The sequence below is a fragment of the Mesorhizobium sp. M4A.F.Ca.ET.020.02.1.1 genome, assembly GCF_004022645.1.
GTDB lineage: Bacteria > Pseudomonadota > Alphaproteobacteria > Rhizobiales > Rhizobiaceae > Mesorhizobium.
This window is the reverse complement of sequence record NZ_RZOI01000271.1, coordinates 1-7,234: the sequence shown is the minus strand read 5'-3', so window position 1 is coordinate 7,234 and position 7,234 is coordinate 1. Positions and strand designations below refer to the sequence as shown.

General features: G+C 65.2%; 9 protein-coding genes. 1 reads left to right on the top strand and 8 read right to left on the bottom strand.

Annotated elements, in window-relative coordinates; all coding sequences use genetic code 11:
* Nucleotides 1-805, top strand: an 805-nt coding sequence (locus EN742_RS17910; RefSeq protein ID WP_148670139.1) for a nucleoside hydrolase, incomplete at its 5' end; no start/stop codon positions are given.
* Nucleotides 806-960: 155 nt separating this feature from the next.
* Here EN742_RS17910 and EN742_RS17900 read toward each other — a convergent pair.
* The 8 genes from EN742_RS17900 to EN742_RS17865 all read right to left on the bottom strand — a co-directional run bounded on the left by EN742_RS17900 (nt 961) and on the right by EN742_RS17865 (nt 7,124).
* Nucleotides 961-1,575, bottom strand: coding sequence for a LysE family translocator (locus EN742_RS17900; protein WP_128333094.1), 615 nt, complete (start codon nt 1,573-1,575; stop codon nt 961-963).
* Between the two features lie 104 nt (nt 1,576-1,679).
* On the bottom strand, nt 1,680-3,131 hold the full coding sequence (locus tag EN742_RS17895) for an amidase (protein WP_128333093.1): 1,452 nt from the start codon (nt 3,129-3,131) through the stop codon (nt 1,680-1,682).
* 8 nt (nt 3,132-3,139) lie between these two features.
* Nucleotides 3,140-4,039 (bottom strand): ribokinase, encoded by a 900-nt coding sequence (locus tag EN742_RS17890; protein ID WP_126058307.1) that lies wholly within the window; start codon nt 4,037-4,039, stop codon nt 3,140-3,142.
* Between the two features lie 90 nt (nt 4,040-4,129).
* Entirely contained in the window at nt 4,130-4,612 is a 483-nt protein-coding gene (locus tag EN742_RS17885) for a hypothetical protein (RefSeq protein WP_127406197.1), read from the bottom strand.
* Nucleotides 4,587-4,964 carry a hypothetical protein gene (locus EN742_RS17880; RefSeq protein ID WP_348632862.1) on the bottom strand — a complete coding sequence of 126 codons (378 nt, stop codon included), beginning with the start codon at nt 4,962-4,964 and terminating at the stop codon, nt 4,587-4,589. The genes EN742_RS17885 and EN742_RS17880 overlap by 26 nt, the downstream gene beginning before the upstream one ends.
* A 129-nt stretch (nt 4,965-5,093) precedes the next feature.
* Nucleotides 5,094-5,486 (bottom strand): hypothetical protein, encoded by a 393-nt coding sequence (locus EN742_RS17875; protein WP_126058310.1) that lies wholly within the window; start codon nt 5,484-5,486, stop codon nt 5,094-5,096.
* Nucleotides 5,487-5,509: 23 nt separating this feature from the next.
* Nucleotides 5,510-5,977, bottom strand: a complete 468-nt coding sequence (locus EN742_RS17870) for a hypothetical protein (RefSeq protein ID WP_128333092.1) — start codon at nt 5,975-5,977, stop codon at nt 5,510-5,512.
* A 241-nt stretch (nt 5,978-6,218) separates the two neighbouring features.
* A complete protein-coding gene (locus tag EN742_RS17865) occupies nt 6,219-7,124 on the bottom strand; it encodes a bifunctional helix-turn-helix domain-containing protein/methylated-DNA--[protein]-cysteine S-methyltransferase (RefSeq protein WP_189375432.1) in 906 nt (301 codons plus the stop codon).
* Between the last annotated feature and the right edge of the window lie 110 nt (nt 7,125-7,234).

The window sequence follows — 7,234 nt, the reverse complement described above, 5'->3', positions numbered from 1 at the left end:
GACCGAAAGGAATGCACGCAAGATCTGCGAGTTGGCCGGTCGGCCCGATATCAAGGTCTATGCCGGCGCCATCCGGCCGCTGGCGCGCGAACTCGTCACCGCCGAGGAAGTGCATGGCAAGACCGGCCTCAACGGGCCGCAATTGCCCGAGCCGACGATGCCACTGCAGGATCAGTACGCTGTCGACTTCATCGTCGAGACGCTGATGCGCGAAGAGAGCGGCACGATCACGCTCTGCCCGCTCGGACCGCTCACCAACATCGCGCTGGCGCTGATTCGCGAGCCGCGGATCGCGCCGCGCATCAAGGAAATCGTGTTGATGGGCGGCGGCTTCTTCGAGGGTGGCAACGTCACCCCGTCCGCCGAATTCAATATCTATGTCGACCCGCAGGCCGCCGATGTGGTGTTCAAGTCCGGGATTCCGATCGTGATGATGCCACTCGACGTCACACATAAGGCGCTGACCACCGCCAATCGCACGCAGGCTTTCCGCGATCTCGGCACCAAGGTGGGCATCGCCACGTCGGAGATGCTGGAGTTCTTCGAGCGTTTCGACGAGGAGAAATACGGCACCGACGGCGGGCCGCTGCACGATCCGTGCGTGATCGCCTATCTCATCAAGCCCGAGCTGTTCAAGGGCCGCAACTGCAACGTCAGCGTCGAGACCTCTTCCGAGCTCACCATGGGCATGACGGTGATCGACTGGTGGGGCGTGACCAAGCGGGAAAAGAACGCCATGGTGATGCGCGACATCGACCACGACGCGTTTTTCGCGCTGCTGGTCGAGCGGCTAGGGCGGCTCTGAAAGCTCCCTTCTCCCCGTTTACGGGGAGAAGGTGCCGGCAGGCGGATGAGGGGCGGCGCGAATGTCGGTGTTTTGCCTGCAATCCTGGCGCTGCCCCTCACCCGGTCGCTTCGCGACCACCCTCTCCCCGTAAACGGGGCGAGGGAAGGTAGGCGCTACTTCGCCTTCGAGAAGGCCAGCCAGAGGCCGCCACCGACCAGGAAGCTGCCGCTGATGCGGGACATCAGCTTGACGCGGCTGGCCGACAGCAGCCGACCGGCGCGGCTTGCGGCAAGCGCGTAGGTCGAATCCGACATGGCGGCAAAGATCATCGCGGTCAGGCCCATGACCACGATCTGCAGCGTGTAGTTGCCCTGCGGCGCGATGAACTGCGGAAAGAAGGCGCCGAAGAACACCAATGTCTTCGGATTGCTGATCGCCACCAGGAAACCCTGCAGGAAGAAGCCGCCGCGCGGCTTCCTGGCCGATCCGTCGGGGTTCAGCGTGCCTTTCGAACGGAACATCTGCACGCCCATCCAGATCAGATAGGCGGCGCCGATCAGCCTGACCCATTCGAACCAGTGGCCCATGCCTGATATCAGCGTGTTGAGGCCGATGCCGACGATGGCGATCATGATGGCGAGGCCGGCCTGGGTGCCGGCGACGTTGGCAAGGCCGGCGCGCGCGCCGTGGCGGATGCTGTTGGCGATGATCAGCGTGACGGTCGGACCGGGCACCAGGATGATGACGATGCAGGCGACGACATAGGTGGCGTAAAGTTCCAGCGACATGGTCTTTCCTCAAGCAAGATGGCACCGATCCGGTGGCGGCCGGGCCCGATCAATGCACGGCGCCGGTGTGGGCGCAAGCGCCAGCCTGCCGCCGATAGCCGGCCTCAGCTTGCGCCTGCCTGCCAGGGCAGTGTCGCCTCGTAGGCCGCGCCGGCCCGCAGCACGGCGAGATCGCCGCGTGGCGGCCCGATCAGCTGCATGCCCATCGGCCGGCTCTTGCCGTCGAAACCGACGGGTACGTTGAGCGCCGGACAGCCGCCCAGCGTTGCGAAGGCGGAGACCTGCATCCAGCGATGGTAGCTGTCCATGGCTCGACCGGCTACTTCACGCGGCCAGTGGGTGGCGACTTCGAAAGGGAAGACCTGCGCGGTGGGCAACGCGACCAGGTCGAACCGGTCGAAGATCGACAGCAGCGTTCGGTGCCAGGCCGAGCGCCTCACCGTTGCGGCATGGACTTGCGGCGCGGTGAGGCGCATCGCCTGCTCCACCTCCCACACGGCTTCGGGTTTCAGCAGCCTGCGCTTGGCCGGATCGTCGTAGTGGACCTTGAGCGCGCAGCCGCTGCTCGCCTGGCGCAGCGTGACGAAGGCCTGCCACAGCGCCTCGAAATCGACATCCGGCACCTGCGCCTCGCTGTGGAAGGAGGCATCGGCGAAACGGGCGAGCGCGGCGTGGCAAAGATCGACTATGCCCGGCTCGACAGGCAGGTGACCGCCGAGATCGCCGAGCCAGGCGATGCGGCCACCAGTTGCCTTCGTCGACAATCCGTCGAGGAAGGAACCCTGCTTGTCGTGCGACAACGGGGCGCGCGGATGATAGCCGGCCTGCTCGTCGAGCAGCAGCGCGATGTCGCGCACGCTGCGGCCCATCGGCCCTTCCACACCCATCTGCGCGTGGAAGACATCGATGTCCGGCCCGGCGGGAACCAGCCCCTGCGAGGGGCGGAAGCCATAGACGTTGTTGTAGGCGGCGGGATTGCGCAGCGAGCCGCCGAAGTCGCTGCCGTCGGCGATCGGCACCATGTCGAGCGCAAGCGCCACCGCCGCGCCGCCGCTCGATCCGCCGGCGGTCAAGGCCGGATCGAAGGCGTTGAGCGTCGGGCCGAACACATTGTTGTAGGTGTTGGAGCCAAGCCCGAATTCGGGGACATTGGTCTTGCCGATAATGATGGCGCCGGCCTTGCGGACGCGCTCGACGAAGAAGTCGTCCTCCCCGGGGACGAAGTCGGCGAAGATCGGCGAGCCGAAGGTGGTTTTCAGGCCCTTGGTCAGGGCCAGGTCCTTGATCGCAATCGGCAGGCCGAACAATGCTCCCGTCTCACCGCCGCGCGCCAGATGGGCATCCGCGCTGTCGGCCTCAGCGAGGATGCCGGCGCGATCGCGCAGCGACACGATGGCGTTGACCTGCGGGTTCACCGCCTCGATGCGGTCGAGAAAAGCTGCGACCACCTCGCGCACCGACAGGCGGCGCTGCCCGATCGCGCCGGCTAGCTCCACGGCGGACAGACGGCAGATGTCGCCGGCCGGCGGAACGGCATGCTTTGTCTTGGGACGCATGGCCGTCGTCACGCGCCTGGGAGGGCCGCGTCGACATCTTTTGCCAACGGAATGGCCGGCTGCGCGCCCGGCTTCAGGCAAGCGAGCGAGCCGGCGGTGGCGGCGCGTGCGAGCGCCTGTTCGAGCGGCAGGCCCGACGACAGGCCGGCACCGAAATAACCGCAAAACGTGTCGCCGGCGCCGACCGTGTCGACCGGGGTTATCTCCAGCGCCGGCACGGTCAGGAACGTGTCGGGCGTCGCGGCCAACACGCCATCGCCGCCGAGGGTGACGACGATAGTACGCCCGGTCTTGCCGGCATAGTCGCGCATCCGCGCGGGGCGGTCACGGCCGCTGAGCGACAGCGCCTCGCCATAGAGATCGAATTCAGTCTCGTTGGCGACGGCATAGTCGGCCTTGCTTAGCAGGTTGGATGCCTCGGCGCGAAACGGCGCGGTGTTGAGCACGCTGATGGCGCCGGCCGCCCGCGCCGCCTCCAGCGTGGCGTCAACGGTCTGCAAGGGGATCTCGTGCTGCAGCAGCACGACGTCGCCCTTCTTGAGCTGTGCCTTGGCGATATCGCCGGGCAGCACCGAATCATTGGCGCCCGGGACCACGGCGATGACGTTTTCACCGTCGGCGCCGACCAGGATCAGCGCCGTGCCGGTCGAAGCGAAGCTCTCGCCTATGCCGGAGAGATCGACCTTGCCAGTGAGCAAAGCCAGCGCCTCGGCGGCGAAGCTATCCTTGCCGACGGCGCCGACCATGCGCACCTTGGCGCCGGCGCGCGCGGCGGCCAGCGCCTGGTTGGCACCCTTGCCGCCGGGCGCGGTGGCGAAAGTGGAGCCACGCACCGTCTCGCCGGGCGCCGGCAAGCGGTCGACATTGGCGATGAGGTCGAGGTTGATGGAGCCGACAACGATAATCAAGAAGAGCCTCCTGCTGACTGCGCGGGAAGCTAGCCTGTAAGAGCGCCGCTTGCCAGCCCACAATAGGGTTCCGCGCCGGCTGCCACTTGCTCATTCGCAGCGCACGGTGACCGTGCCCTGATAGGTGCCGGCCGGAAAGATGCCCGGCGACTTGGTGGCGGCGAGGTCGACCAGCATGGTGTGTGTGCCGTTGATCACCCGCTGCGGCGAACTGCCCGGAATGTCCGTGCCCGAGCCGTCCAGCCGGAAGACGGTGGCGAAGGTGACGTTGGTGTCGCCGCCGCTTGGAGCCGAAGTGAAGGCGATCGGCGCCGGCGCGGAAACCGAAAAGCAGTCGAGCAGGTTGAGGATCGAGCACAGCAGCGAGCTTGCGGTGATCGTGGCGCCGGCGCTCGACCCGCCCGCCTGCTTGGAGCCGAGGATGTTGATGGCGGGGTTCGACGTCATCGTTCCCGAGGCGCCGATCACGATCGTGCAGGTGCCGACGATCGCCGCCTGCGCGGGAAAGCAGAGGCCGGCAAGTGCTGCCACCGCAAGCAGGGTGCGGCTATTTCTTCTTCTTTTTCCTGCCATCGCCGTTCGTACCTCTGATGCTCCAGCCTTCGTTGGCCCATCCGGCCGAAGCGGTTGCGGGAGCGGGAGCGGCCGTGGGACCGGCGGCAGCCACGCTGCCCGTCGTCTGGCCGTCGGCGCCGAGGCCCATCTTGAGCAGCTTCAGTTCCATCTGCAGGCGCTCGACCTCAAGCTCGTAGAGGCGGCTGCAATCGACACGCTTCGGCGTCCGACCGATCGGGACCACCACGCGGCCATAGGTGGCGATGTCGCTGTTCGACTGGCTGCTGTTGTTTGCCTCTGATGACGCCGACGTCGAGATAGGCGCCACTGCCTGAAACCGAGGAGCGGCAGGTGGTGCCGTCGGAAGCATGCACCTCGTCCTGGCCCTGGGGAAGGGTGACACCGGGCAGGGTGAAACCCGTCTGGTTCTGGTTCAGGTTCAGTATGTCCTCGGCAAACCCCGAACTCACGACCGCCAAAGCGGACAGCAAGGAGAGGGTCAGGACCTGCGATGTCCGAAGAACTTTCCGCATATCTGTGCCCTTATCTGCGTCTGCTCGCTTGGAAAGGGGATACTCTCGGTACAGATACGCACTTTACGCTCGGTCGCGCCGTCGAACGGCACGACCACCAGAACCGGACGCGATGCCTGGCCGGCCAGAAGAAAGGCGCTGGGCGTGATCCTGGCGGCTATCGGCTGGAAATCCTGGTCGTAGACATGAACCTCGACGCGAATTCGCTGGTCGTACGGGTTGCCCGGAAAGACGCGGACGGCGAAAGCATCGGTGAACGACCTCACCTCGCCGCGCATCGGCGTCATCGACTGGCCCGTCGCGGCAAGGGGAGACAACACGACGGCCAGCGCAGCCGTCAGAATTCCAACCTTTTTCAAAGACCGCTCCTTTCGCGAGAAGGCTATTCGCAGCGCAGTGTGACGGTTGCCTGGTAGTTGCCGGCGGAGAAGCGGTTCGAGCCGCTCTTGGTGCCGGCAAGATTGACCGCGACCGTCGATGTGCCCGGTACCGTCAGCGCGGTCGCGGTGCCGGTCTCGGCAATGGTCTGCGCGCCGGAGGTGGCGAAGGTCGGGGTCCATGTGGTGGCCGTGACATCTGAGGCCGGCACGGTGGTGGTCGTGACCGGGTCGACGCTGAGCGTGACGCCGCCGGTGGTATCCTGGGCGCTGCCGGCCGAACCGCCTGCATTGTGGGAGCTCAGCGACTGAAGATTGGTGCTGACGGTCATCGTGCCGTTGGAGTTGATCGTGATCGTGCAGGTCGCGGTGATCGTGCCGTTGAACAGCACGTTTCCGGTGGCTGCGGATGCGGTCTGGTCGATGCAGGCGACCAGCAGTGCCGCACCGATGACGGCGCGAAAGAACTTCATCGAAACCCTCCTATCAAGCCGGATGGTCCGACTTAATACAAAGGCATCTTCGCTTTATCGTAGTTAATTTAGGGTAAAATGAAATGTCTTCACTTGCCTAAAAAGAGTAAAACCGGCGAAACCACAGGTTGTCGCCGGTTGTAATGCCTATAAATTTGGGGGCAAAGGCGATAAATGTAGGAATACTTGTTTATACTTTGATCCACGGTTTTGTGCAACAAAACTCGAAAATATCGACGTTTCAGGACGAGACCTGTCCCGCCTCCCAGCCGAGGATGGCACGCTTGCGGGTCAGGCCCCAGTGGTATCCGGTGAGGGCGCCGGACTTGCCGAGCGCGCGGTGACAAGGCACGACGAACGACATCGGATTGGCGCCGACCGCGGCACCCACCGCGCGGCTGGCGCTCGGCGCGCCGATGCTGGCGGCGATCGAGGAGTAGGTGCAGGCCTTGCCCATCGGGATGCGCAAGAGGGTTTCCCAGACGCGCAACTGGAAGTCGGTGCCGATCATCACCACGCGCAGCGGCTGGTCGGCGCGCCACAGTCTTGGATCGAAGATGCGCGCGGCGTAGGGCGCTGTAGAGCTCATGTCCTCGACATAGGCCGCGTTCGGCCAGCGGCCGGACATGTCGGCGAAGGCCGCGCGCTCGCCGCCGGGATCGTTGAAGGCGAGGCCGGCAAGCCCGCGGTCGGTGACCATGATCAGGGCGATGCCGAAAGGCGAGATGTGATAGCCGTAGCGGATGGTGAGGCCGGCGCCGCGCGTCTTGTAGTCGCCCGGCGACATCGCTTCATGGGTGACGAAGAGGTCATGCAGCCGTCCCGGGCCCGACATGCCGAGCTCGAACGAGGTTTCGAGCAGCGGCATGCCGGAATCGAGCAGCCGGCGCGCATGGTCGAGCGTGACCGCCTGCAGAAAGGCCTTGGGCGACAGGCCGGCCCAGCGGGTGAACAGCTTCTGCAGACCCGTCGGCGTCTCGCCGACCTCCTCGGCCAGATCCTCGAGCGAAGGTTGGTCGCGATAGTCGAGACTGATCTTCTCGATGGCGCGGCGCACGACCTCGTAGTCGCTGCCCTCGGGAGTAATTTCGTTCTCAAGGATCGCGGTCGTTTTCATCTGCGTATTCATGGTCATCTGGGCGTTCATGGCAATATCTCCTTGACAGCGAATATCGGTCTTCCCGCCCTTTGCCACCACCCGAAACTTGCCCTGCTGCCGCCCGCCCGCGACGTGCTTGAATTCCTACGGCAAGGCGT